This window comes from Vibrio sp. 1580 (assembly GCF_033340055.1).
This window is the reverse complement of the sequence record NZ_JAWOVT010000008.1, coordinates 62,933-88,058: the sequence shown is the minus strand read 5'-3', so window position 1 is coordinate 88,058 and position 25,126 is coordinate 62,933. Positions and strand designations below refer to the sequence as shown.

Genomic DNA, 25,126 nt, shown 5'->3' with positions numbered 1-25,126 from the left:
TTGACTTATATTAAAGCTGCCATGTCATGTATTTAAGATTGTAAAGCCAGCTTCAAATAACCTCAGCTTTAGGTTATTAAATCGACAGTAATGTGAATTTTATTAAAGAATAGAAGAAGAAGCTTACTTAGGTGCTCGCCGTTGCTACAATTTAGCGCCTTAAAATGATATAAATCGACAACTTCTAAACTAAAAGGCGCACGTTTCATGCAGCTTACTGCCACTAGCAAAGCACAGTTTTTTATTCAAAATGAGTACCATCACGTCGAAATAAAAGAGAACAGTGTTTTATTAAGCTCGATAGGCAGTGAAGAACATATTCCTTTTACGATCTGGAATGGCAAAGTTAGCGTAAAGCGTGGGTTATTATGGAGCTCTTTACAGTTTTTTGCTCATGAACACGAAGGCAAACAACAAAGCTGGCTAGTCCAAGGTTTACCGTGGCCACAATGCCGAAAGTTCGCGCTTGAGGCCGTTCGTCAATATCAAGAGTGGCACAACACTCAGTGCCGAAAACTGGCTGAGTATCTACCTAAGTGGGAAGAAGAGCTTTACAAACTAAAGCACTTGCCTGCTTACTTATCGCATTCTCAAGTGGTCTCCTGGGTTGAAAGCCTTAACCAAGAGTTAAGCGAGATGAAAACCACCCTAGAAGAAGCCAAAATGCGAATGCCGAATCGTATGTCGCAAATAGAGCCTTGGCTCATTGATACCTCTGAGGCGCTTGGTGAGCGTAATCGCGATTGGCTAGAAGCAGAACGTCCAAATTGGGAAGTGCTGTTTAATCAAATTGAATCCTCTCCTTTGAATTTATCCCAGCAATATGCGGTATTGCTCAACGACGACCACAACTTAGTTCTTGCTGGGGCCGGCTCGGGCAAAACCAGCGTTTTAACCGCACGAGTTGCCTATTTGTTGCAAAGCCATCAAGCTCAAGCAGAAGAGCTTCTCATGTTAGCGTTCGGTCGTGATGCGGCGACTGAAATGAAAGAACGCTTAGTAGATAAAGTGGGCATGGCGGCAGACGGTGTGCGCGTAAACACATTCCATCAGTTGGGTTTGTATATTCTTAAACAAGTCGAAGAGCAACCTGTCGAAATTAGTCCTTTAGCGTTGGACGAAAATCAACGAACAGCATGGTGTGTAGACTGGTTGAAAAAACATTGGATGACACCCACCAACTTTAAACGTTGGCAAAAACATTTAGACAAATGGCCGATTGCGTACCTAAAAGGGGATGATGAGTTAGGAAGCCATTCAGAAAATCCAAAACTGATCGCTTGGCTAGATTCGCAGCTGTCTCATTTAGCGTCGGTAGGGTTGACCAAAAAGCAAGTACAAGAAAAGCTCGTAAACCACCAAGACTATACGCGTTTAAATAGTGAACTCGCCTTATGCTGGCCATGTTTTACAGCGTGGCAGAAAATGCTTAAAGAAAGCAACCAAGTGGATTTCCCAACCATGATCAGTCGTGCGACAGATTATGTGAATAAAGGGAAGTTTGTCTCGCCATGGCGCTTTATTATGGTCGATGAGTATCAAGATATCTCTCCAGATCGTCTGGCATTGATTGAAGCACTGTGTGAATCCACTCAGAAACAAGCAGGTGCGACGTTGTTTGCTGTTGGCGACGATTGGCAAGCGATCTATCAGTTTGCAGGAGCGGATGTCGATCTTATCACTGGCTTTAAAGAACGCTTTGCTCACTCTACCGTTCATCACTTAGATACAACTTATCGTTTCAACAATCAGATTGGTGATGTAGCGAATACATTCGTGCAGCAAAACCCATCGCAGTTGCCGAAAACACTAAACAGCCACAAACAACGCAAGCAGAAGAGCGTACATACCGCGCCGAGCAATCAAGTGGAAAAGATCTTGGATCACTTGAATCAACAAGCCAAGCAAACCAAGTCAGTTTTATTGCTAGGACGTAACCATTATCATAAGCCCGATTTGTTCGACGATTGGTTGCGACGTTTCCCTAATCTCGATATTCGCTTTATGACTTGCCATGCGAGTAAAGGACGCGAAGCTGACTTTGTGATTATTCTTTCTGTGGATGAGGGGCAATTCCCCGCTAAGAAGAAGCAAATTCACATTGATGGTGCGTTGACGGAGTCCAAAGACAAATTCCCTTACGCAGAAGAGCGCAGGCTATTTTACGTGGCGATTACACGTGCGAAAGAGAAGGTTTGGATCACGCATACTGGCGCGGGATCTGCATTCGTTCAAGAGCTCGTTAATGGTGACTATCCCATCGTGACTTCCCGTTAAATGCAACGTTTAGAATGTTAAAAACAGCAAGGGCGATACTTGGTATCGCCCTTGCTTTATTTGGTTGGCATCAAAGCTTACATGCGCTCAGCAAGATAGGCTTCGTAATCCGGTACTTCGATGTCTACTTCTTGCTCAAGAAGAGGGGAGTTAAACAGGAACTTAGCGGTGGCTCGGTTCGTTGCTACAGGAATATTCCAAACACTAGCAATACGAAGAAGCGCTTTAACATCTGGGTCGTGAGGTACGGCATTCAGTGGATCCCAAAAGAAAACGAGAACGTCGATTTTGCCTTCTGAAATGAGAGCGCCTAGTTGTTGATCACCGCCCATCGGACCACTGATCATGCTCTTGATCGCAAGTCCAGTTTCTTTACTCAGCATGTGTCCTGTCGTGCCAGTTGCGTAAAGGAAGTGACTCTGTAGCTTTTCTTTGTTTTCTTTTACCCAGCGAAGTAGCTCAGGTTTGCAGTTGTCGTGAGCAACCAAAGCCACATGTTTATGGGTTGGCATGGTACGAATGGTTTTTTGCATCAAGATGTTTCCGTTTGTATGATTTTAAAATTGTTGTGACTCAATAGAACACGTTTTTGGTCTTTCAATCAACAGCCTTAACACGGAATGTCGGCCTATATTCTGACGGAGATAACGATTCTTCGATCGTGTCGTCATGAAGCGTCTTCGGAGTCAGTGGTTTGATGGTTGGTGAGGCATGTTTGTCATAAGCTTCACCTCTTAAGTAATGCGTTGCTTGCATCACGGAAAGCCGACCTTGCTGCACCATTTTATCTGTTGGTGCGAAGAGTACTTTGTTACGTAACAGGCCTCGATATACACCATGACTTAAGTACACAGAAACTAAACCGATCTCCTCAGCTTTGCCGGCACTACGCAGCTCACTGATGGCCGCTTCAATCGCCACTGCACTGCCAACAATGTAATCTATATTTCCCATATCGATCACACGTTGAACTAGGTTACGTTGTAACTCCTTGTCGTTGTCTGCCCAAAATGAGTCAACAATGTTGATATCACTTCCTTGTATCGCTTCATAAAATCCGGCAGTAACGGGTTTCGTACCACCACGAGTTCGCGGCCCCAAAAGTAAGGCAATGTTGGTTTTTCCTGACCCCTTTGGATGGCGAGCTGCCAAATATTGACCCGCTTCGTATCCCATCCAATGCCAGTCAACACCGACAGTCCCTTTTAGCAACTCACTTTGTTCTTCATCCAAGTCGAGTTGGTTCACAGTAGCAAAAACGGGAGTATTCCCCACCCAATTTTTAAGTGAATGCTCGTAAGCCTGTGGGTCCACGGTCCCAAGGATAACCGCATCTGCTCCCCATTGGTTACACAGTGCGAGTTGTTGTTCTTGACGGGTTTTGTTTGGGTAGCCGCCCGCTTCAAGGACTCGTAGCTCGACACCTTCTCTTTTCGCTTCGGACACCATTCCATAGTTTACTGACAACCAGTATGAATCCTTTAGGTGAGGGTATATTGCACATATTTTCTCTGCGGCAACCGCTGGCAAAGAAGCAACTAGGGTTAAAGTGGCTGCAGAATGTTTGAAAAATGTGCGAAATGCGTGTTGATTTTTAACCATGAAATGAAGTTCGTTGGCATAGATTAAGTAAACACTGCAAAATATAACGTAATATGTCGCTGAACACGAACATTAAGGTCATGAAAATATGCTGCTAGCAACTGCAAGCATCGGTCGTAAACTTTTGTTGTCTTTCATTGCGATGGCAATACTGGTCATGTTATCGGCACTTATTGGTGTGTCTGGATTTTCTTTGGTTGCCAAAACCGAAAGAAATGTCGTGGATTCTGCGATTCCCGCCATGATTGAGGCGAGACAAGTCTCTGAGTTGAGTACTCGTATTATTTCGTCTGTACAAATGTTGTCGAACGCAAGAAACGAGCAGGAAAGAAAGGAGTCAGGGCGAGTGCTGTTCGAACAGCTCGAGTCTTTACTCACTCACATCAAGGAGCTCGGGAGCGAGTCGTTCGATTCTCAATTGTTAGAAGCTTTAGAGAATAACGTTCAGAATGTTATCGACAATTTGGCTGAACTCGGTGTTTCGGTTGAAAAAAAACTGTGGCTTGCAAAAGAGGTAGATACTCGTGTTGAAGAAATGCGTCTGCTCAGTGCAGAGCTAGAACAACTAACTCGTACGCAAGTTCAGAATACAAGCACCATTGCTGTTGCTAACGTCACGCATATTTATGACTTATTAGAATCGAATAAAAAATCGCAAGTTTATCAGGCGCTAGATGCACTGGTGGAGGTCGATCTTGATCTGACAGAGCGATTGCATGAACTGCACTTGTTGGCCTTTAAAATGTTGAATCAGATTGAAGAGGCTCGGACATTAACGAATATTGAGCGAATTCAACAGGTTCAAAGTGATTTTGATAGCAACCTCAAAATCATGAAGCGCCGTGTACTCGCTGTGGAAGATCCTACGCGCTCTAAGCAAATGAGCCAACTGCTCATAGAGCTGGGTAAGCGTCAGGTCGTATTTTCTATACTGATGCAGCAATACGGGAATAACGAACAGTCACAACAGCTGATGCAAAAGACATTAGAGTTGTTCTCAGAGCTTAATGGCACGGTCAACAAATTGGTTGATGATTCAAACAAAACCACTACGGTCGCTGTAGACCAATTGACCAGCACATTGAAATTCGCTCAGTGGTCTCTAACCGTTATTTCAATTGTTGGTTTGATTGTATTGGTGCTGATTTTATGGCGTGTGGTGTACCTTTCTGTTGTGAAGCGGTTAGCGGAATATTCCGCTGCGTTGCTGTCTGTGGCACAGGGTAACTTAGCGGTTGAGTTGGAAGTGAAAGGCAAAGATGAGTTGGCGCATATGGGGCAGGCCATCATCACGGCTCGTAATACCGCGCAAGCACTAAAAGTGGTAGCAGAGGGTGAAGCTCAAGCCAAGCGAGAGCTTGAGGAGCATAAAGAGCATTTAGAAGAGCTTGTTGAGCAACGCACTTCGCAGTTAAAACAAGCCAACCGCCGTTTGAATGAAGAGGTTTTGAATCACGCTAAAGCTCGCAAGCAAGCAGAGCAAGCGAGCCGAGCAAAATCGGCATTCTTGGCGACGATGAGCCATGAGATAAGAACGCCAATGAACGGAGTGTTGGGGACAGCACGCTTGTTGATTGACTCAGGCCTCAACCCAATTCAAAAGCGTTATGCGGAAATCATTAATCGTAGTGGTAAAACGTTGCTCGCGATCCTTAATGATGTACTGGATTACTCCAAGATTGAAGCGGGGCATTTAGAAATTCGTCACATGGGCTTTGATTTACACCAAATGGTGGAGGACACTTTCCAGTTAATGAACAGTCGAGCACAAGAGAAGAAGCTACTGTTCTCCTACCATATTGAAAGTGATGTTAGTCGCTACTGGAAAGGGGATGTCACCAGAATCAGTCAGGTGCTGAACAATCTTGTTGGTAACGCGATTAAGTTCACTGACGAAGGAGAAATTGATATCTACGTTAGCCTGAACCCTGAGGACGAGTCGCAAGTCCTGTTTGAAGTATCAGACACTGGAATAGGAATTGCCAAAAAATATCAGAGAACGTTGTTTGATGCCTTCACGCAAGCTGAAGGTGGGATGAGCCAAACTGGAGGTACGGGGCTTGGACTTGCCATCAGTAAGCGAATCATTGAAGCGATGGGCGGTGTTTTAGAAGTCGATTCCGAAGAGGGAAATGGTAGCCGATTCTGGTTCTCTATTCCGTTAGAGGAAAGCGAACCTGTTGAAACAGGAACCGTGGCAACCGCACGTTGCAAAGTGAAAGCAAAGGTCTTGCTAGTAGAAGATAATGAAGTCAACCGAGTGGTCGCGGAAGGCTTTCTAGAAAGCATGGGGCATCAAGTCGTGATGGCAGAAAACGGCTCACAAGCAGAGCAACTGATCAGCACACAAGATTTTGATATCGCTTTGGTCGACATCAACCTCCCTGATTGTGATGGAACTGAGTTGATCCAACGCTTAAAGCGGATTGAGTGTAATAAGCCGGCCAATAAAGCGCTTGCCGTCACGCCAATGATTGCAGTGTCTGCACACGTTTTTGCGGAAGAAGTTGAGCGCTATCTAGCCGCTGGTTTTGACGGATACTTGCCTAAGCCATTAGCAAAAGAGGCACTCGCGGCATTGATTCAGGATGCGCTAGACGGAAAGCCGTTGTTGTTGCCACAAAATGCCGACTGTACCCCGTTTGATCAAATTTCACCTCAAGAACAAGAGCTACAATCAAAGGTCGTTCAAGCACCCCAAAAAAAGGAACCCGATGTGGTCATCATTAATCCGAGCGTGATTGAGTCCGATATGAAAATCTTGGGCAGAGATAAGATGTTGCACATTATTAATCTGTTTAGATCCACCAGCACTGATGTATTAAGCAAACTGCAAGCGTCTGCTGAGGACAATGATAGTAAAGAAGTAAAGAACCTTGCCCATAAATTAAAGGGCAGTGCAGGAAGTTTAGGACTAACTGCGCTAATGAACGCTTGCCAAGCAATTGAAGCCGCGGCTCAACCTTTAGATACCTATAATGCGACTAAAGATGATTTAGTTTCTCAAGTGTCTGCATCAATTCAAGCTCTGGATGAGTTAATGGCGAAGTAATCCATCGAGCATTGAAAATAAAAAAACCTCCGGCTTTCCGGAGGTTTTTTCTATTCGGTCATGTCATCTTCCCACTCGAATCGAGTGTCTAGGGCATAAGGGTCATCATCAAAAGGATGTTCCACTTTGCCACGCAAGTATTCGAGTTGATGCTCAAGCATATTGACCGTTTCGTAGTCTCCCTCAGAACAAGCAACGTAAATCTGTTGTTCAAGAGCGGCAATGTTATCTCGGATACCCATGAGAACCCCCTTAAATCATCATCGATTCTCAAAACGATTATAGTCAAGTAATCCAAATTCGATCGGTTGTTTTGTACGGTACCAATTATGTAAACGATCGCTAAATGACCAGAATTTTTCTGAGCTTCTACGAATCGCAAAATTATCCAATAACTTAACGTAATCGGACTCGTTTTGGATGGCACTAAATTGATCGACAAAATCTTTTACTTGGTTTTCGTTGATCGAGAAAAATGCCGCAGGGTAGCTTCCCACAACGCCGCGTACAATGGTCATATCATCGTTAGCAAAGTCACGGTTACTTTCTTCATCAAACAAGCTAGAGATGTTTGTGTGTGCATTGTTGTGAAGTAAGGTGAACAGTTCATCTTCCCCTGATTGACTTCTCACCATAAGCATAGTGATTTGCGGAACGGTTTTTAGGCCTTCACCACGAACGTGGTCAATACGTTTTAGTTGCTTTTCACTACTCGCAGAAAGAGCCGTGTCTTGAATTTCGTAGCGAGGCAGAAGCACATCTGAAACATGTTCGCTCAACAACTCCACCAACTCCGTTTTTGGATCGTCACTCTTATACTGAACGCTGGTTGGTTGGTTAAACGGCTTCACATTTCGTTGTAAAAAGTCACTCAACTGCGGGCTTTGATCTTTATACCAGCTAGATTGCAGTTCATGGCGCATATCGGCGGGTAACAACGAGATAAAGTTACTTTCGCCTTCTAGACGCAAGAAGTCCATAAACATTCGTGTCATGAGCTGATGGCCGAAGTTACCGTAAACGTCAAACCCAGCAACAAGCAAATAGTGGATACGCTCTAGTAACGCGTAGTCAAGAATCCACACTGTTTTAGGCTGCTCACCAACTAACCCTTGAACAACAGAAGCACTATCAAAATGGCGGAATATCGTTAATGCCGCATTATGGTTGGTGCCATTACCGTCCCAAATTACATCGGTGGATAGGTTTTCACCTTCTTTAAACCAGTTATTAGTGAACTCAGATTTAGCCTCTAGGTAGCGAGCTTGCTGGCGCGCGTACTTGACCCAGTTGGTAACAGGTAGCGTGTTACTTTCTTGTTCTGCCGGTAGTTTTAGGTTATCAGCCTGAGATCGGTAAAACTCATTTACTTCTGGGATGTCTGCTTTATCTGGATCAAGGAAAAACACCCAAAAGCGATCATTGATAACATTCAATGCCAGTTGGCCACGACAAACTGGGCCTTTGATGTATGCCATTATTGTATTTTGTGCATTATCTAGCATGAACTTAAAGCGCGACTTCACTGGAAGGTCGATGAATGATGTCATCGGGTTTGCAGCAACTTCTGGTTCATAACTCGGTAGCTGACTAACCATGTAATCAGCATCAATAAACCAAGTTTTCCAGTTCTCTATGCGTTGCTTGTTTAACGCGAATGGCATGTGAGTTTTATCTACTATGGTCCCTTGCTCTGGAATAATTCGATAAAACACACGTTCAACCCCTGGATCATCGTACGGGCGACGCGTTGAAATACGTTTGACGGGCTGTCCTGGTGGTGTAGCAGAGCGGACGAGCGTGAAGAATCGGGGATCTTCATCGAGTTCCGAAAAGTAGAGATGAGATAAAAACAAATGCTCATATATATACCTAGCCATCAGCTGATTTTTCAAATCAGAGTGGTTAAGTAATGTTTCGTACTTATCTATTTGCGCTTGCTCATTCTCACTAACAGGTTGGTGAACGTTCATTATTGCGCCGTTTTCCAACCAAGTCATGAGTGTGTGGTATTCACTGTTTGATAGATTTGGCATACCAAAAGGCATGCCCCAGGTTGGGTTATCCTTTTCGTATTGCTCGTATTCTTCAATCGTTGGACAGGTTTGCTCTCGGTCTATCGAAAAGTCAAAGCCTTCTAACTGGACTTGGTCAGGCAATGGGTGGCGCTCTTTTTGCTGTAGCAAACGTGCGATAAGGCCTGCGTCAATGTTGGCTGCCATGCTTTGATCACGTTCGTTGAGAACCGGATGAAAACCCGCATCGCGCCACTCTTGGGTTGTTTCTGCATCTTCGAATAAGCGTGTTGGTGCTGCGGCTGTGAGTCTTGTTCCTTCATATACCAGTGCTTTACTCGCACCACGGTCAATGCCCTCAACAGAAGAGAGCTTAAGCTGACATGGTGCATCGTAGCACGCGTGGCAGACGACACAGCGGTTATCCATAATGGGTTTAACTTCGCTTTGGAAGAAGTTTGCTTGAGGGGTTTCCACGTCAACTGTGCGTTCACGCACGAGCTGTGGACCAAACAGTTGGTCATAGTTAAGACCAGCATAGGTTGCACAGCCGGCAAACAAAGTAGCAATGCAAAGTGTAAAAATTAAGCGCAAATTCATTGAGTTATTTTACGTGATTAGAATTTGCATTAATTAAAGCAAAATAAGCGGTCAATTACCAAAAGTTGGGTCAATTAGCGTTAATTTTTCTGTTGATTGTCTGAGCGCTTGAAAATATAACCCTGGCGGTGGACTGTCTGAATTCTGTCTGTTGGAACACCTTCGTGAACTAGACGCTTTCTCATTCTGCTCATGTGCATATCGAGTGCTCGATCATGTTCAGTAAATTCACGTTTTAGTACTGTTTCGTAAAGAAAATGCTTACTAAGCACTTGATCTTGATGGTGAGTGAGAGTTTGCAGCAGCTTAAATTGAATGCTTGTTAACTGAACAGATTTCTTGTTTGGCAAGTAATTGAGTACCACAGAGTGAGTGCGCTTATCTAGTAATAGCTCCTCATCATTATGGTGAACGCCGTTGTGTTGGCATTGGGAAGTTTTTCCATTTGAAACCTTGGAGTCAAGCACACGGGTACCTTAATTATTAATAGTAGTAAAACGTATTATCATTAATATTTATATAAAAGCAATCAGGTACTTTATGAGCACTGTGATATGCGTAGACAATCTTAATACTTGAGATTACCAGTAGTGATGAATGATGCGATGGCGCTCTGAACTAAAGTGCTATTGGAGTGCGTATTAGCTACAAATAACGGTGTAATGTTAGGCAAAGATAAAAAGAATTCTCATTTAGTAAATTCGCTTATCCGCCATTTGTGAACTATACATTCTGTTGCAGGAAGCACTTTTCTAATACACACAGAGGTTTATATGACAGCGAAATATGGCGTTAAACGCCGATTAGCGATTCTTGCCGCCGCTTTAATCGGTGCGACAAGTAGCAGTATCGCAGCAGAGAAACCAAATATTCTCGTCATTTGGGGTGATGATATTGGCCAGTCCAATCTCAGTGCTTACACGTTTGGCTTGATGGGGTACAAAACACCAAATATAGACAGTATCGCCAAAGAAGGCATGATGTTCACTGACTATTACGGTGAGCAATCTTGTACAGCGGGCCGTTCTACTTTCATTACGGGCCAAACCGTTCTTAGAACAGGTTTGAGTAAAGTGGGGCTTCCAGGTGCTGATCTTGGCTTGAAGGAAGAGGACGCAACCATTGCCGAAATGCTGAAGCCGATGGGCTATATGACAGGGCAATTTGGTAAAAACCACTTAGGTGATAAAGATGAGCACCTTCCTACTAATCACGGCTTCGATGAATTTTTTGGCAACCTTTATCACTTGAACGCCGAGGAGGAGCCAGAAAACGTCGATTATCCTAAAGATCCTGAGTTTCGTAAAAAGTTCGGTCCGCGCGGCGTTATCCGTTCGTACGCTGATGGCAAAATTGAAGATACAGGACCTCTAACTCGCAAGCGCATGGAAACCGTGGATGAAGAGACGTTAGATGCGGCACTCGACTTTATGGATCGTGCAGTCAAGGCTGAAAAACCTTTCTTTGTCTGGTGGAACGCAACTCGTATGCACTTCCGTACTCATGTGAAAGAAGAGAACTCTGGAAAAACAGGTATCAGCGAGTATGCAGATGGTATGGTCGAGCATGATAACCATGTAGGTCAGCTACTGAAAAAAGTGGATGATTTGGGTATTAAAGACAATACAATCGTCTTTTACTCCACCGATAATGGCCCACACATGAACTCGTGGCCAGATGCAGGTACAACGCCATTCCGTGGAGAGAAAAATACCAACTGGGAAGGTGCGTACCGAGTTCCTGCGATGGTACGTTGGCCAGGTAAAATTAAAGCTGGCTCTGTTTCGAATGATATCATGCATCACATGGACTGGATGCCAACGTTTGTTGCTGCCGCGGGTGATGACAATATCAAAGAGAAATTGCTCAAAGGTTATAGTGCGAATGGTAAGAAATTCAAAGTTCACCTAGACGGCTATAACTTCCTACCATATTTGACTGGTAAAGAGGATAAGGCCCCACGAGAAGAAATTTTTTACTTCTCAGATGATGGAGACTTAACTGCACTTCGCTATAACAAATGGAAGCTGGTCTTTATGGAGCAACGAGCAAAAGGCACGTTGCGTATTTGGGCTGAACCATTCACCACACTTCGTGTTCCTAAGATCTTCAACTTGCGTATGGATCCTTACGAAGTGGCTGATATCACTTCTAACACTTACTACGATTGGATGCTAGACCGTGCTTACATGCTTGTTCCTGCGCAAGCTTACGTAGGCAGATTCCTTGAAACGTTTAAAGAGTTCCCACCAAGGCAAAAAGCAGCAAGCTTCTCGCTCGATCAAGTGATGGAGAAACTAAAAGAGAACCCAAATAAGTAGGAAAAGCTAAGTGAAGTATCACATATAGAAAGAGGCTCATTAACGTGAGCCTCTTTTTTATCTGTAAAATTCTATCTATTCAGGTTTGTAGAAAGCTTGATGACGAAAACGCCTAACGCTTCAATTGACAAGAGTTATAAACAAATTGGTTCGTAGTGGGCTGCCGTTAAGTTGGCTTTGATTTTTTCACGTAGAGCGATGTGGGCTGGGTTGTTTACCTCTCGCTTATGGTAAACGAACTTGTAAGGGATAGAGCGTATCGAAATGGGGCAGGGCAAAATTTGAAGTTTGAGCGCTTTGCTCCACTTGTTTGCAAAAGATTGAGACACGATCCCTAAACTGTCTCTTTGGGCGACATACAGCGCCATGCCCGCTAGCGAAGATGTGATCAAGTCGACTTTTCTTTCTTGAATTGTTTCCTTTGCTAGTTGCTCGAACCCCGACATGTTGTTCCATTTTCCTGAAAATAAACAGTGAGTTTCCTCATAAAATTGCTCTTTTGTGAGTGTGCCGTGTACACGGGGATGGTTCTCACGACAGATAACCACGGCTTCTTCCTCATAGGCATCTTCAATAATAAACGCTGCATCTTTTGTGATCACCGTATCGATTACTAGATCGACTTTTTGTTGTCTTAACAGCTCAAATAATAGGAATTTTTCGGGTGGTGATTCATAAAAAATAGTGTTCTTTATCGGGTCCATAATGTGCAACAAAATTTCCGAACAACACACTTCAAAATGATTTTTATCAGATATCGCATTGTCAATAATATTAACCGCTTGCTGGAATTGCGGCAGTAATTGATAAGCGGTGGAGGTTAGTGCGATCCCTCGTCCTTTTTTAACGAATAATTGCTTATCTACGACTTGCTCTAAACGCTTTATTGCAGCGCTCACAGCAGGTTGTGTAAGCCCTAATTGTTCCGCGGCTTTTGTATAAGATTGAAACTCCGCAACAACAAGAAAAGTTTGGATCAAATTCAAGTCCATAACGTCACTCATAAATTTAATTTATAGGTTAACTAATTTTGACTGCATTTATCGCCTGAAATTAGTGCTTTATCTTATATCAACAATGGTATTGAAAAGCGAATACCATTTTTTACGCACTAGCGAACTCTTGGAGATAATATGAAAAATGCGACCAAAACGAGCAGTAAAAAACTCGTACTTAACGCATGTACGTTAGCTTTGGGCGCTGCATCTGCAGTTGCACATGCAGCGGACAAACCCAACATTCTTGTCATCTTTGGTGATGATGTTGGTTACTGGAACCTTAGTACCTACAACCAAGGCATGATGGCGTACAACACGCCAAACATCGATAGCATTGCTAAAGAGGGTGCGAAGTTCACTAACTTCTACGCACAGCAAAGCTCGACAGCAGGCCGTTCTGCATTCATCACTGGTCAAATGCCAAAACGTACAGGTCTATCAAAAGTGGGCTTACCAGGCGCTCCGGAAGGTATCTCGGAAAAAGATCCGACGATTGCAACCGTGCTTAAACAAATGGGTTACGCAACCGGACAATTTGGTAAGAACCATTTAGGTGACCGAGACGAGCACCTTCCTACCAACCACGGTTTTGATGAATTCTTCGGCAACCTATACCACTTGAACGCAGAAGAAGAGCCAGAGAACGTGGATTACCCTAAAGATCCGGAGTTCAAGAAGAAATTTGGCCCTCGTGGCGTTATCCATTCTTACGCTGACGGCAAAATCGAAGATACCGGTCCACTTACGCGTAAGCGTATGGAAAATGTTGATGGTGAGTTTCTTGATGCCGCAGAAAGCTTCATAGAAAAACAAGTAAAAGCGGACAAGCCGTTCTTTACTTGGTTTAACACCACTCGCATGCACAACTTCACACATGTTCCTGAAGAATACCAAGGTAAAACAGGTGCCGGTTTCTACGCGGATGGTGTTAAGCAGCACGATGACCAAATCGGTCAGCTACTAAACAAGATCAAAGAGTTAGGTGTGGATGACAATACAATCATTGTTTACACCACTGACAACGGTCCTATGGTTGATTTGTGGCCGGATGCAGGGATGACACCGTTCCGCTCAGAGAAAAACACTGGCTGGGAAGGGAGTTTCCGTGTGCCAATGTTGATTAAATGGCCTGGAAAAATTGAGGCAGGTAAAACATTCAACGGCATGATGTCATTAGAGGACTTTTTCCCGACACTAGTTGCTGCGGCAGGTGATACCAAAGTTAAAGACGAACTGCTAAAAGGCAAAAAAGTTGGCGATATGGACTACAAAGTTCACCTAGACGGTTACAACCAACTGCCATATTTAACGGGTAAGTCAGACAAATCCGCACGAAATGAGTTCGTTTACTGGAGCGACGACGGCGATCTTGTGGCATTGCGCCAAGGAAAGTACAAGTTCCACTTTATGATTCAAGAGAATGAAACGGGTATGGATGTATGGCGTAAGCCGTTCACTAAACTTCGTGTGCCACTGATCTTTGACTTGAGCATTGATCCATTTGAACGAGGCGATCAAGGCATGGGTTATTCTCGTTGGATGTACGAGCGTTCATTCTTAATGATGCCAGCAATGGATACAGTGAAAGAGGTGATGGGTACATTCAAAGAATTCCCGCCTCGTATGGAAGCAGGTTCGTTCGTACCTAAGTCTTCTAAGTAAATTAAGATTATATAGCGCTTTTTGGAGCGCTATATACCCAAATAGCTTCACTTTTGCTGTACAGCGCTCACGAGGTTATTTGGGTATATGTAATAGTGAGAAACGTATGAGTAAGATTTCCCCTCGCCATTCTACTACTATGCCTATTGTTCCTCTTAAAACGGCGTCTAAAGCGCCTGTTCTGGGCGCGTATGACCGTCGATTCCATGTGATGGCAAAGCCAGGCGGAGCAAAGTGCAACATCGATTGTCAGTACTGCTTTTATCTGCATAAAGAAAATCTACTGCACCAAGAAAAGCAGCCAAAAATGGACGACGCAACACTGGAAGCGTTCGTGAAAAGCTATATCGAAAGTCAGGATGGCGAAGAAATTGTATTCTCATGGCAGGGCGGGGAGCCGACGCTGCTTGGGTTGGACTATTTCCGCAATGTCGTAGCTTTGCAAAAGAAATATCAGCCGAAAGGCGTTCGCATTGAAAACGACCTTCAGACCAACTGTATTTTGCTAAACGATGAGTGGTGTGCGTTTTTAAAAGAGCACAACTTCCTAGTTGGCTTGTCGATTGATGGACCACGAGAGCTGCACGACAAATATCGCAAAACCCGCAGCGGTAAGCCAACGTTTGATCTCGTGATGAAAGCGGTAGATAAGCTCAAAGCGCATGGCGTGAAATTCAACGCGTTGGTCACGGTGAATCGTCACAATGCGAAATACCCGCTCGAAGTATATCGATTTTTAACCCAAGAATTGGGTGTGACTTATATTCAGTTTGCGCCGGTGGTAGAAGCCAACAACTTCCAAACAACCGCGCCGCAGTTTTGGAACGAACAGATGATCCCAACCAAAGGCAGTGATCTGGCTAAACCGGGGCATCCAATGTCGATTGTAACGGATTGGTCAGTCGATCCTGAAGACTGGGGACGCTTTTTAATGGCGACCTTTGAAGAGTGGGTGAATAACGATCTTGGCCGTGTGCTGGTTAATCTGTTTGAAACCGCGGTGGCGCAAGTAATGGGGAAACCGTCTCAGCTTTGCGTGACGGCGGAGTTTTGTGGCAAAGGGTTGGCGATTGAGCACAATGGCGACGTGTTCAGTTGCGACCACTATGTGTATCCAGAATACAAACTCGCCAACATTCATGAACACTCACTGAATGAAATGGCCTTCTCTACAAGACAATATACTTTTGGCATGGCAAAACGCGATTCATTGCCGACGTATTGTAAGCAATGCCCTTACTTGCCTTATTGTTGGGGTGAGTGCCCAAAAAACCGTTTGATCAAAACGCCGAATGGTGAGAGTGGTCTAAACTATTTGTGTTCGGGAATCAAAATGTTCTTTGATTATGCGTTACCGATGTTGGTTGGTCTTGCACAACTTCTCCAATCTCAAGAACCGCAAAGATAACATAGTGAATATAACCTTAAGTTATTTCATTTGTTCTTATACTTAACTATCGAAAAGACGGCTTAAACCATTGAAAAGGTATCCTATGAACCACGCACAACAAGCGATAAAAGAACTCATCGAACAAACAGAAAAAAGCGTCATTGGACAAAGCCACGTGGTTCGAGCTTTAGTCATCGGGTTATTAACAAATGGGCATATTCTGCTAGAAGGTTTACCGGGAACGGCAAAAACACGTTCCGTAAAATCGTTGGCGAACTTGTTAAACACCAGTTTTGGTCGAATCCAGTTTACGCCGGATCTTTTACCATCTGACGTGACGGGTACTGAGGTTTATCAAGAGCTGGATGGTAAGCCGCAACTCCACTTTCAACCTGGGCCCATTTTTAACAGCATTGTACTTGCTGATGAGGTCAACCGTGCACCTGCCAAAGTACAAGCGGCACTGCTTGAAGCCATGGCCGAAGGCACAATCACAGTAGGTGATAAAACTCACGTATTGCCAGACTTATTTATGGTGCTTGCAACGCAAAACCCAGTAGAGCAAGAGGGCACGTACCCACTGCCAGAAGCGCAAATGGACCGCTTTATCATGAAGGTTACCGTCGATTATCCAGAAGATGACGCCGAACGTGACATCATTCGTTTGGTGCGCAGTGAAGAATTGGGTGCGGAAACCAGCAGCGAAATTATTACGCCAAAACACATCGAGCCAGACGTGGTGCTAGAAGCGCGTCGTCAGTTACCAAACATCGTGGTATCAGACCTAGTGGAAAACTACATCGTTGCGTTAGTGATGGCGACTCGTAAGCCAGAGCGTTATGCCGATTCAAACTTAGCAAAATGGATTGAGATTGGCTCTAGTCCTCGTGCTTCTATCGCACTTGACAAATGCGCTCGTGCGTATGCGTGGATGCAAGGACGTGACCATGTGACTCCTGACGATGTGCGTGCCATGGTTCCGTCTGTATTGGGCCACCGTTTTTCTTTGACCTACGATGCACTGGCAGATGGGGTCGATCATCAACGAGTCGTACAAGAGCTGCTAGATTGTGTAGAAATTGGGTAAGTGGGAGGCATTATGGCTAAGCCAACTCTTGCGCCAAAATCACAGGGGATGGATCCCCGTTTGTACTGCGATTATGCTCGTTTAGTACGTCTGCAAGCACAAGCAGAATCATTCAGTTTACTTCCTCATCTAAAAGCGGGTAGCGTACTCTCTGGCCGACACAATTCGTTGTTTCGCGGTCGTGGATTGAACTTCGAAGAGCTGCGCCATTACCAATTGGGTGACGATATTCGTAACCTTGATTGGAAAGTTACGATGCGTACAGGTAAGCCGCACGTGCGCAGCTATACAGAAGAAAAAGATCGCAACGTAATCGTGTGTGTCGACCAGAGAAGCACAATGTTTTTTGCTTCGACGCAAGTAATGAAATCAGTTGTCGCGGCAGAGATCGCAGCGATGTGTGGGTGGCGAGTATTAAAAGATGGCGACCGAGTCGGTTTTGTCATCGCATCCCCGCAGGCATTGTTTCACAGCAAGGCACAGCGTTCGCAAAACGATCTTCTGGCGCAACTTAAACGTCTCGCTAAAGCCAATCAATCGCTCAATGTGGACTCCTGCAATTCCGAAAAAGTAACGTTCAGTCAATGGATTGAGCTTATTAAACGCATGAAGCTCAAGCAATCCACTTTGATTTTTATCAGCGACTGGAACGACTGCGAGGAGCACCACCTTGATCACCTTAAACAGCTACAACAGCACAACGATGTTCTTGCAGTGATGGTCAGTGACCCATTAGAACAAGCGCTACCAGACGATTTGGCAAAATCGAAATGGGTGGTTGGTGACGGGCAGTATCAACTCAATTTAGACAGCAAAGCAAAGGTAGAAGCTGCGAGCGCAAAGCTTGAGGCTCGAACTAGCTTACAGCGTCAATCACTCTCTCAACTTATGGCGATGAAACACCTTCCGCACATCGAACTCGATACGACAGGTGAGCACATTAAACAATTCCAAAAACTGGTAGGAGGGCGTTAAATGAGTGATCTTCCTACGCCTCCAAGTACCTACATACTCAGAGAGCTGCATGATGTGGCCGTACCATCTAGCGTGAGTTGGTACCCGCAAACTATTGGCTGGAAAATTTTAGCGGCGGTTGCGTTCATTGCATTGGTATATTTCGCATATCGCTTGGCTCGGCAATGGTGGCATAATCGTTACCGAAAAGAAGCTCTACTGGCGATTTCGCAAATCAACCCGAGCGACAAAGACATGCCAAAAGTATTGTTCTCTGTGCTTAAAATAGTGCTGATTCATATTGATAGCCGTAACGCGAAATTGTTTGATACCGCCTTTTTGCGCAAGCTCGATGCGCTATATCCGCAAACCGGAGATTCTCAAGCAAACTCGCAAATGGTTTTTAACGATGAGCTTTCAAAGTGCTGGCTACAAAGTATTGTTGACCCAAGCGTTACGCTAACCAACGAAGAGCGAGTAACGCTTATTGCTCGTGCGAAAAACTGGGTGAGTGAGCACCGTTGTGATGCTCAAAAAAGCGCGGCAAATAAATCACCACGATTGAAACGCAAAGCACATCAGGGAGGTCAACATGAATGATCTTCTTGCATCGATAACTGGTTTGTCTGGTTTTGAATTTGCTCACCCAATGTGGTTTCTGGTTTTGCCCTTGCCGTTGGTGGTGTACTACTTGGTGCCCGCATATCGCACTAAGCAAATGGCGATCAAAGTGCCGTTTTTTAGTCAGCTGGTGGAAGCGATTGGCGAGACGCCATCAGAAGGTGCAAGCCAGTTGACCCCGAGTTGGTGGCAGCGAGCAACGTTAATTCTTTCATGGCTTTTGGTGGTGTGTGCGATGACAAAACCCACCGTGTTAGGCGAGCCTCAAGTTCGCGCGAGTTTAGGCCGCGATGTGATGGTGGTGGTGGATCTTTCGGGCTCCATGGCCGAGCCAGATTTCACCTCACGTACAGGCGAAAAAATTTCTCGTCTTGATGCGGCAAAAGAAGTGCTGTCGGAGTTTGTTCAGTCTCGTAAAGGTGACCGATTAGGCTTGGTGCTTTTTGGTGATGCTGCTTTCGTGCAAACGCCATTTACCGCAGACCAAAAAGTGTGGCTCGAACTGCTTAACCAAACCGATGTGGCAATGGCAGGGCAGAGTACCCATCTTGGTGATGCGATTGGCTTAGCGATTAAAGTTTTTGAGCAAAGCGATAAGTCGCGTGGTGCTTTAGAACAAGATCAAAACCGTGAAAAAGTCGCGATTGTATTAACCGATGGTAACGACACGGGCAGTTTTGTTGAACCGATTGATGCGGCGAAAGTTGCGAAAGCCAAAGGCGTGAGAGTACACGTCATTGCGATGGGCGATCCGGAAACGATAGGTGAAACCGCGTTGGATATGGACACGATTCATCGCATTGCGAAAGAATCCGGCGGTGAAGCGTTTGAAGCACTCAACCGTGATGAACTATCGGCTGCCTACGACGAAATTGGCAAACTGGAACCTCAACTTTACGAAAGCACCACATACCGCCCAAAACAAAGCCTTCATCATTACTTGATGGCGTTAGTGGTCATCATGCATTTGCTCGCGTTCAGCGTCGCAACACTTAAAAGAAGGGCTGTTACACGATCATCATTAGGAGAGAGCGATGTTTGATTCTCTTAGTTGGACGCAATTCTTTACGCAGTTTCATTTTATTCGACCACTGTGGTTACTGGCTTTGGTCCCCATGTTTTTCTTGGTGTGGTTACGCTGGCGAGAAGAAAGCAAGCCAAGCTGGAAGGATATTCTGCCCGAACATTTACGCAATGCTTTGACGATAGGTGAGCGAGGCTGGCGTAAGCAACTGCCGCTTAAGCTCTTGATGCTGATTGTGTTCATCGCCATTGTGATTTGTGCAGGCCCAACGTGGCAACGTGAATCTTCCCCCTTTGGCGAAGATAAAGCCTCTCTGCTGGTGGTGCTTGATAACAGCGAATCGATGCTGCAAAAAGATCTCCCACCAAGCCGCCTTGAGCGTTCCAAACAGAAAATACGCGATTTGCTAGCCGTGCGAAAAGGCGGAAAAACGGGTTTAGTCGTGTTCGCGGGCAGTGCTCATGTCGCGATGCCTATAACTCAAGACAGCAAAGTATTTGACCCGTTTTTGGCGGCCATTACGCCAGAAATTATGCCCGTGCAAGGTAAGCTTGCCGAAAAAGCATTGCCGTTAATTGACCAACAATTGCAAGGTCAACCAGGCTCCACCGTTCTGTTGGTGAGTGATGGCGTTAATCCAGCCACGATTGAGCAATACCAAGCGTATTTCTCGGGCAAACCTTATCAACTGTTAATTCTTGCGGCAGGGAATGCTGACATTGTGAGTAACAACCCAATGGATTTGGATTCTCTACAAAAACTGGCTAGTCAGACTAACGGTCGATTGGTGGAAGTGACCGTCGATAATAGTGATATCGAGCAACTGAATCGATACGTTGAGCGCAATATGCAGCTTAATGGCGAATCTTCAATGCCTTGGAAAGACATGGGGTATCAACTTCTGTTCCCAATCGCGCTGATCATGATGCTGTGGTTTAGAAAAGGGTGGTTAGTGCAGTGGTGCGTGATTGTAATGGTGAGCGGCACGTTATTGATGCCAACAAGTGCATTGGCCGAGAACATTTCAGTTAAAGCCGAGCAGCCACAAGTTGTGCAAAAAGTGACGGCTTTCGACAAGGTGACGCAATGGTGGTGGGATTTGTGGCTAACGCCAGATCAACAAGGACAGCGTTTGTTCAACCAACAAGCGTATTTAGAAGCCGCGAAACACTTTGTCGATCCATTACGCAAAGGGACGGCGTACTACTACGCTAGCGAGTTTGAACTCGCCCACAGTGCGTTTTTGGAAATGCAAAACGACCCGTCCGAAGAGGTTCGAGATTACGGTCTTTATAATGCGGCGAGTGCATTGGCGCGTCAGCGTGAATATTTGGCTGCACGTGACTTGTTAAAATCCCTAGCCAACAAGCCAACGTTAAGCGAGAGGCTAAGACCGGATGTTGAGCATAACTTGAAAGTGATTGGTGGTATTGTAGAGGACATCAACCGGATGAGTGAGAGTCAGGCAGGAACGGAGCAAGAAGCATCAACCGAGCTAGGCGATAACCCTCAAACCGCAGAAGGGGCGGATGAAAAAACGTCAGCGGAGTTGATGATTAAAGAGACGTTAAGTGCAGACGACATCTTAGGTAGCCAAGAATTAGCCGACAAATGGTTAAAGCGAGTCGAAGCGGATCCTAAATACTTCTTAAATGCGAAGTTTCAGATTCAATTGCGTTCAATAGAAACCGGAGAATCAACCTCTACTGCGAACGAAAATACAGAGGAGGCGGTGCAATGATGAAAAGCCACCGTTTTACGCACTTTGCTTTACCCTTGTGGTTAGTTATCTGTTTCGGTTTCCTCCTGAGCAGTAGTGTGTTGGCTCAAGATATTCGTGACGTTCAACGAGAGCATGGTGTTGAGTTACAAGCGTGGGTTGGTCAACAACCAACGGCTGGAGAGAAGCGGAAAACACCAAGTTTTAGCGTCAATGAGCAAGTTATTTTAACCATCGAAGTGGCAACGCCACGTTGGTTTACGGGTGGTACGAGAATTGGCAATATTGAAATACCCAATGTTATCGCCAAACAGCGTAATCAACTAGCAACCAACTTTACTGAGCAAAAAGAGGGACAAACTTGGTCGCGTCAACGCTGGGAAGTGACTTTGTATCCTCAAGCTTCTGGTGATTTTGTGATTCCACCTGTCGCAGTGGGCGTTCAGGTGTCTGCGCCGGACGGCGAGAAGGTGTCAGGCACACTTTACACGCAGCCGATTAAGTTCAAAACCGTATTGCCATCGGGCCTGCTGAGTGGTGAGACACCTTGGTTTGCTGCAACAGATGTAGAGGTAAAGCAAGATTGGGATACCTCCACTGAGTCACTCAAAGTTGGGGATGCAATCACGCGTAAAATCACCATTTCTGCTCAAGATTCACTATCTGTATTGCTACCAGACTTGTTGAAAGGAGAATCAACAACCCGTTATCAAGCGTATCCTCAACCCCACCGTTTGACAGATACGCAAACACGTGGTGACTACCAGTCAACACGCACAGAAGAGAGTGTGTACGTGATTCAACAAGGTGGTGAATTAACCCTGCCAGATTATGAGTTCCGTTGGTGGAACAGTAAGACTCAACAAGTGGAAACGGTGGTGTTAGAGGGCAAAACATTTGCTGCGAAGCACACGTTGAAATCCTTCATCAAAACGTACTTTGCATGGATTGTATCCACGCTTGTATTTCTGGGTTTTGTGATTATTTCATTGGTAGCCATTAAACGTTACTACCGCAACAGACCGACACCAGCATGGCTGACGTTCCACCGTTTGTTAAAGGCTAAACGTTGGTCTGAAGCAAGGACCATATTGTACAAACAATTGCGTTTAAATACGGCCGAGCTAGAAATGACCAAAGCCGATACGAGTGAATCGTGGCAAAAAAGTGCGTCGCGAATGCAAAATGGTGAAAATAGCGCTCATTTACTGAAGTCGATGTGGCGCAAAGTCCAGACCAAACAAAAACGCTTTAAATTCCGTATTCCGCGAGCGTTACCAGAACTGGACAAAGTCATTGGAAGAGATGGCAATGAATAAAACGGGGCGCTAATATAGCGCCTCGTTTTTATTAGAGAATAGAGTTCAAATGAGCCAAGAGTTTATGCGCCGCGCATTGGAAGTGTCCAAAAATGCGCTTCCTGAATGTCAACCCAACCCGCCGGTTGGCTGCGTGTTAGTGAAAGACAATCAAATCGTTTCTGAAGGTCATACTCAAGCGATTGGTGGCAATCACGCGGAAGTGGAAGCGCTGAATGCGTATCAAGGCTCGTTAGAATCGGTGACGGCATACGTTACGCTGGAACCGTGTTCGTTTGTTGGTCGCACGCCAGCTTGCGCGGTGACATTAGTCAAATCCGGCATAAGCAAAGTCGTCGTAGCCATATTGGACCCCGACCCGCGCAACAGTGGTCGAGGTATCGAGATTCTAAAACAAGCAGGTATAGAGGTAGAAACGGGTTTGTGCGGCGAGGAAGTCAGCGAGTTTCTTACCCCTTACCTAGGCAAAGCCTAAGTCAAGCTTTACGTTGCACTATGGTGCCAGTTTATGTGGTGAATGAAGTGCGTCAAAATTGAGTTAAAACTCATTAAAACAAGCGATACCGCCCATTTATTGCACTTGGCTACGTGAAGGATCATGCTGTTAGATTAAAATAGAGAAAGTGACTTTTGAAAAATTTAATAGCATGAAACCGACCGACCTTAATCTTATTCCCATTTTCACTGCCATCTATGAAGAGCGTAACTTGTCTCGGGCGGCGGCGCGTTTAAACATCACCCAGCCTGCGGTGAGTAAAGCGCTAGCAAGGCTACGTGATATCTACGATGACCCATTGTTTCATCGTTGCGTTAAAGGTGTCGAGCCTACCTCGTTTGCGATGGATATTTATCCTGCTCTTCTAGCTTCAGTACAAAATTTCACTTCGACATTATCGGCCTCTAGTGAGTTTGACCCTAAAGTGTCGAATAGAGTGTTTTCTATTGCCTGTGTGTCCGTTGCAAGCTTTGAGTTGCTACCTCAAGTCATGAAACAAATCCGTGTGTCGGCGCCAAATGTTGCATTAGAAGTACATCCGCTTTTTACGGAAGATTTTGAAAGTGATCTGCGGTTACAACGATACGATTTGATCATTGATATCACACCAAGAGCAAGAACGGTGTTAAAACTGGAAACTGTACTTACGGAGCGTTTGGTGGTGGTATGTAGCGAAGCGCATCCACGCCTGAATGACGAGATTACGGCTGAACAATTTTTTGAAGAAGAACACGTAGTGGTTTCGCAGTGGCAGAGTCGTAAGAGCTTGTTAAACGCCGATGACATTGTCGACTTGGATAAGAGAAAGATTAAGTATCGAGCCTCAGGCGTACTAGAAATGCTCCCAATTATTTGTGGTAGTGAATACATTGGTTTAATGCCAGAGTCGATGATCAACTTGTTCAATAACACCTATCATGTTAAATCTTTATCAATGCCATTTGATGAACAAATGTATGAGCTTTGCACAATCTGGCATCCTAGTCGCACAAACGACAGCGCCCATCAGTGGTTGCGTTCACAGATTAAGCAAGCAGGAAAAGTCATCAACCAATAGGAAGTGCAATGAAAAAGACAATACGTGCCATCCTTAACGGAAAAAAAGCTGGGAATCCAGAGTTAAGAGATGCAATCATGAAAATGAGAGACAAAGGCATCGACGTACAGGTGCGTGTGACGTGGGAATCTCAAGACATGCCGCGGCTAGTAAAAGAAGCGGTTGATGAAGGCATTGAACGTATTGTTGTCGCTGGTGGCGATGGGACCGTCAATGAGGCGGCTTCTGCGATTATTCAAATTGACAAAGAAAAACGTCCTGAGTTAGCAATTATTCCACTTGGTACCGCCAATGACTTTGCTACCGCTATTCAAGTACCTAATTCCATTAAGGCGTCTTTATCTCTTGCTGTTGAGGGGCAGTCCGCTTTGGTCGATTGCGTCAAAGCGAACGATCGCTGCTTTATTAACGTGGCAACAGCAGGGTTTGGCGCAGAAGTTACAGCAGAAACGCCTGTTGAACTCAAAAACTTTCTTGGCGGCGGAGCTTACACGCTAACTGGTGTTGTAAAAGCACTTGGCTTTAAACCATATGACGGAACAATAACGATTGAAGGTGGTGCGTATCAGGGAGAAATGTTGCTCGGTGCGTTTTGTAATGGGCGCCTTGCTGGAGGTGGGCAAGAGTTAGCTCCAAAAGCGATGATTAATGATGGGCTGATGGATCTAACATTGGTGCGCCCATTTTTACCTCATGAGCTGCCTAAAGTAATCGACGAGATCAATAACCCGAGTGAGAAAGGAGAGTTTGTGAAGTACACAAGAGCAAGCTGGTTGGAGATAGACTTCCCGAATCCATTGCCTCTTAATTTAGATGGAGAACCTTATCATTCGAGAACCATTAGATTTGATGTTCAGCCTAAGAGTATACGATTAGTCGTACCGCAAGATTGCCCTTGCTTGACTAGCTAAACGAGCGTTTTCCATGATTA

20 protein-coding genes are annotated in these 25,126 nt (G+C 45.1%); 14 read left to right on the top strand and 6 right to left on the bottom strand.

Going from position 1 to position 25,126, the window contains the following annotated elements:
• Positions 1-207 precede the first annotated feature (207 nt).
• Entirely contained in the window at positions 208-2,277 is a 2,070-nt protein-coding gene (gene helD, locus R7093_RS14425) for a DNA helicase IV (RefSeq protein WP_213898393.1), read from the top strand.
• A gap of 77 nt (positions 2,278-2,354) precedes the next feature.
• Here helD and R7093_RS14420 read toward each other — a convergent pair whose 3' ends face one another.
• Together R7093_RS14420 and torT are read right to left on the bottom strand one after the other, a co-directional pair.
• On the bottom strand, positions 2,355-2,810 hold the full coding sequence (locus R7093_RS14420; RefSeq protein WP_005376571.1) for a methylglyoxal synthase: 456 nt from the start codon (positions 2,808-2,810) through the stop codon (positions 2,355-2,357).
• Between the two features lie 64 nt (positions 2,811-2,874).
• A complete protein-coding gene (torT, locus tag R7093_RS14415; RefSeq protein ID WP_080960073.1) occupies positions 2,875-3,924 on the bottom strand; it encodes a TMAO reductase system periplasmic protein TorT in 1,050 nt (349 codons plus the stop codon).
• A 43-nt stretch (positions 3,925-3,967) separates the two neighbouring features.
• Between torT and torS the strand changes: the two genes are divergently transcribed.
• On the top strand, positions 3,968-6,931 hold the full coding sequence (gene torS, locus R7093_RS14410) for a TMAO reductase system sensor histidine kinase/response regulator TorS (RefSeq protein ID WP_047101400.1): 2,964 nt from the start codon (positions 3,968-3,970) through the stop codon (positions 6,929-6,931).
• 50 nt (positions 6,932-6,981) lie between these two features.
• Here the strand turns inward: torS and R7093_RS14405 are convergent, their stop codons facing one another.
• From R7093_RS14405 to R7093_RS14395, 3 genes are all read right to left on the bottom strand, one after another.
• A complete protein-coding gene (locus R7093_RS14405) occupies positions 6,982-7,173 on the bottom strand; it encodes a hypothetical protein (protein ID WP_005376565.1) in 192 nt (63 codons plus the stop codon).
• Between the two features lie 18 nt (positions 7,174-7,191).
• On the bottom strand, positions 7,192-9,546 hold the full coding sequence (locus tag R7093_RS14400) for a fatty acid cis/trans isomerase (protein ID WP_047101402.1): 2,355 nt from the start codon (positions 9,544-9,546) through the stop codon (positions 7,192-7,194).
• Positions 9,547-9,626: 80 nt separating this feature from the next.
• On the bottom strand, positions 9,627-10,013 hold the full coding sequence (locus tag R7093_RS14395) for a winged helix-turn-helix domain-containing protein (protein ID WP_005376561.1): 387 nt from the start codon (positions 10,011-10,013) through the stop codon (positions 9,627-9,629).
• A 306-nt stretch (positions 10,014-10,319) separates the two neighbouring features.
• Here R7093_RS14395 and R7093_RS14390 point away from each other — a divergent pair, with 306 nt between their 5' ends.
• Positions 10,320-11,867 carry an arylsulfatase gene (locus R7093_RS14390; protein WP_005376560.1) on the top strand — a complete coding sequence of 516 codons (1,548 nt, stop codon included), beginning with the start codon at positions 10,320-10,322 and terminating at the stop codon, positions 11,865-11,867.
• A gap of 134 nt (positions 11,868-12,001) precedes the next feature.
• Here the strand turns inward: R7093_RS14390 and R7093_RS14385 are convergent, their stop codons facing one another.
• Positions 12,002-12,859 carry a LysR family transcriptional regulator gene (locus R7093_RS14385; RefSeq protein WP_025767859.1) on the bottom strand — a complete coding sequence of 286 codons (858 nt, stop codon included), beginning with the start codon at positions 12,857-12,859 and terminating at the stop codon, positions 12,002-12,004.
• Between the two features lie 141 nt (positions 12,860-13,000).
• On the opposite strand from R7093_RS14385, the gene R7093_RS14380 reads away from it, so the two are divergent.
• From R7093_RS14380 to yegS, 11 genes are all read left to right on the top strand, one after another.
• Positions 13,001-14,527, top strand: a complete 1,527-nt coding sequence (locus R7093_RS14380; protein WP_017635363.1) for an arylsulfatase — start codon at positions 13,001-13,003, stop codon at positions 14,525-14,527.
• 106 nt (positions 14,528-14,633) lie between these two features.
• Positions 14,634-15,935: an anaerobic sulfatase maturase gene (locus R7093_RS14375; RefSeq protein ID WP_115386602.1), complete on the top strand. Its 1,302-nt coding sequence runs from the start codon at positions 14,634-14,636 to the stop codon at positions 15,933-15,935.
• A gap of 85 nt (positions 15,936-16,020) precedes the next feature.
• A complete protein-coding gene (locus tag R7093_RS14370; protein WP_005376549.1) occupies positions 16,021-17,004 on the top strand; it encodes an AAA family ATPase in 984 nt (327 codons plus the stop codon).
• 12 nt (positions 17,005-17,016) lie between these two features.
• Positions 17,017-17,979 carry a DUF58 domain-containing protein gene (locus R7093_RS14365; RefSeq protein ID WP_318146712.1) on the top strand — a complete coding sequence of 321 codons (963 nt, stop codon included), beginning with the start codon at positions 17,017-17,019 and terminating at the stop codon, positions 17,977-17,979.
• On the top strand, positions 17,980-18,558 hold the full coding sequence (locus R7093_RS14360) for a DUF4381 domain-containing protein (protein ID WP_318146711.1): 579 nt from the start codon (positions 17,980-17,982) through the stop codon (positions 18,556-18,558).
• The gene (locus R7093_RS14355) at positions 18,551-19,621 is read left to right on the top strand and encodes a vWA domain-containing protein (protein ID WP_222716375.1); all 1,071 of its coding nucleotides are present in this window, start codon (positions 18,551-18,553) and stop codon (positions 19,619-19,621) included. Before R7093_RS14360 ends, R7093_RS14355 begins: the two co-directional genes overlap by 8 nt.
• The gene (locus R7093_RS14350; RefSeq protein WP_213966174.1) at positions 19,614-21,344 is read left to right on the top strand and encodes a vWA domain-containing protein; all 1,731 of its coding nucleotides are present in this window, start codon (positions 19,614-19,616) and stop codon (positions 21,342-21,344) included. The genes R7093_RS14355 and R7093_RS14350 overlap by 8 nt, the downstream gene beginning before the upstream one ends.
• Positions 21,341-22,642 (top strand): BatD family protein, encoded by a 1,302-nt coding sequence (locus R7093_RS14345; RefSeq protein WP_318146710.1) that lies wholly within the window; start codon positions 21,341-21,343, stop codon positions 22,640-22,642. The genes R7093_RS14350 and R7093_RS14345 overlap by 4 nt, the downstream gene beginning before the upstream one ends.
• A 49-nt stretch (positions 22,643-22,691) precedes the next feature.
• Entirely contained in the window at positions 22,692-23,117 is a 426-nt protein-coding gene (locus tag R7093_RS14340) for a bifunctional diaminohydroxyphosphoribosylaminopyrimidine deaminase/5-amino-6-(5-phosphoribosylamino)uracil reductase RibD (RefSeq protein WP_005376542.1), read from the top strand.
• Positions 23,118-23,289: 172 nt separating this feature from the next.
• Positions 23,290-24,195 (top strand): LysR family transcriptional regulator, encoded by a 906-nt coding sequence (locus tag R7093_RS14335; RefSeq protein ID WP_005376541.1) that lies wholly within the window; start codon positions 23,290-23,292, stop codon positions 24,193-24,195.
• 8 nt (positions 24,196-24,203) lie between these two features.
• The gene (gene yegS, locus R7093_RS14330) at positions 24,204-25,106 is read left to right on the top strand and encodes a lipid kinase YegS (protein WP_017635356.1); all 903 of its coding nucleotides are present in this window, start codon (positions 24,204-24,206) and stop codon (positions 25,104-25,106) included.
• Positions 25,107-25,126: the final 20 nt, after the last annotated feature.

Bases quoted from the DNA above. Each gene is read 5' to 3' on its own strand.
- helD (WP_213898393.1), top strand. From the start codon at position 208: ATGCAGCTTACTGCCACTAGCAAAGCACAGTTTTTTATTCAAAATGAG.
- R7093_RS14420 (WP_005376571.1), bottom strand. From the start codon at position 2,810: ATGCAAAAAACCATTCGTACCATGCCAACCCATAAACATGTGGCTTTG.
- torS (WP_047101400.1), top strand. From the start codon at position 3,968: ATGCTGCTAGCAACTGCAAGCATCGGTCGTAAACTTTTGTTGTCTTTC.
- R7093_RS14405 (WP_005376565.1), bottom strand. From the start codon at position 7,173: ATGGGTATCCGAGATAACATTGCCGCTCTTGAACAACAGATTTACGTT.
- R7093_RS14400 (WP_047101402.1), bottom strand. From the start codon at position 9,546: ATGAATTTGCGCTTAATTTTTACACTTTGCATTGCTACTTTGTTTGCC.
- R7093_RS14390 (WP_005376560.1), top strand. From the start codon at position 10,320: ATGACAGCGAAATATGGCGTTAAACGCCGATTAGCGATTCTTGCCGCC.
- R7093_RS14385 (WP_025767859.1), bottom strand. From the start codon at position 12,859: ATGGACTTGAATTTGATCCAAACTTTTCTTGTTGTTGCGGAGTTTCAA.
- R7093_RS14380 (WP_017635363.1), top strand. From the start codon at position 13,001: ATGAAAAATGCGACCAAAACGAGCAGTAAAAAACTCGTACTTAACGCA.
- R7093_RS14375 (WP_115386602.1), top strand. From the start codon at position 14,634: ATGAGTAAGATTTCCCCTCGCCATTCTACTACTATGCCTATTGTTCCT.
- R7093_RS14370 (WP_005376549.1), top strand. From the start codon at position 16,021: ATGAACCACGCACAACAAGCGATAAAAGAACTCATCGAACAAACAGAA.
- R7093_RS14365 (WP_318146712.1), top strand. From the start codon at position 17,017: ATGGCTAAGCCAACTCTTGCGCCAAAATCACAGGGGATGGATCCCCGT.
- R7093_RS14360 (WP_318146711.1), top strand. From the start codon at position 17,980: ATGAGTGATCTTCCTACGCCTCCAAGTACCTACATACTCAGAGAGCTG.
- R7093_RS14355 (WP_222716375.1), top strand. From the start codon at position 18,551: ATGAATGATCTTCTTGCATCGATAACTGGTTTGTCTGGTTTTGAATTT.
- R7093_RS14350 (WP_213966174.1), top strand. From the start codon at position 19,614: ATGTTTGATTCTCTTAGTTGGACGCAATTCTTTACGCAGTTTCATTTT.
- R7093_RS14345 (WP_318146710.1), top strand. From the start codon at position 21,341: ATGATGAAAAGCCACCGTTTTACGCACTTTGCTTTACCCTTGTGGTTA.
- R7093_RS14340 (WP_005376542.1), top strand. From the start codon at position 22,692: ATGAGCCAAGAGTTTATGCGCCGCGCATTGGAAGTGTCCAAAAATGCG.
- R7093_RS14335 (WP_005376541.1), top strand. From the start codon at position 23,290: ATGAAACCGACCGACCTTAATCTTATTCCCATTTTCACTGCCATCTAT.
- yegS (WP_017635356.1), top strand. From the start codon at position 24,204: ATGAAAAAGACAATACGTGCCATCCTTAACGGAAAAAAAGCTGGGAAT.